Source organism: Oleiphilus sp. HI0125 (assembly GCF_001635355.1).
This window is the reverse complement of record NZ_LWGF01000815.1, coordinates 1-652: the sequence shown is the minus strand read 5'-3', so window position 1 is coordinate 652 and position 652 is coordinate 1. Positions and strand designations below refer to the sequence as shown.

The window sequence follows — 652 nt, the reverse complement described above, 5'->3', positions numbered from 1 at the left end:
CTTGGCCCAGATAAATCAACGCTAAGTACGATTGCTTCTGTTTTGATGGAAGAGCTTGCTTCTTTCAAAGATAAAATTGACCTTGTATCCCGAGATCAGAGCGCTCAAGTCGATGACTTGAAAGAGTTAATTCCGGCGCTTCGTCAGATGGCCAGTTCGCTACAAATGGTCGGTATTTCTGATGCAGAAAAAGTTCTAGAAGAGCAGATCAATGTCTTAGATAGCAAAGACTTTGTTTCGGTTGATCAAGACTCAATGATGAATCTTGCTGACGCGATTTTGTCTGTTGAAGTTCAAGTTCGACATCTCGCTGAAGGCCCTGAGGCTGCTAGTGCCGTGCCGGTTGAGCAATTTGAGAATGCTAATGCAGCAGTGATTGAGGCATCTAAAGCATCAATTGAATTAGCTAAAAATGGCATTGTTGGTTTTATTACTTCTAATTGGGATATCAAGCAGATTGAGGGTGTTCCCGCGATTCTAGAAAGTGTTCGTGGTGGCTTACAGATTATTCCTTTGGAAGAAGCTGCTGAATTGATTAGTGGCTGCAGTCGATATATCAGCGAACGTTTAATTCGAGAGATAGTAAAGCCTGATTGGTCAGAGCTAGATCGCTTAGCTGATGCAATTAGTAGTATTGAGTACTACATCGAAC

Annotated in this window: 1 pseudogene; it reads left to right on the top strand. The window is 42.2% G+C overall.

Going from position 1 to position 652, the window contains the following annotated elements:
* Window positions 1–652, top strand: a pseudogene (locus A3762_RS27600) (hypothetical protein); the annotation flags it as partial.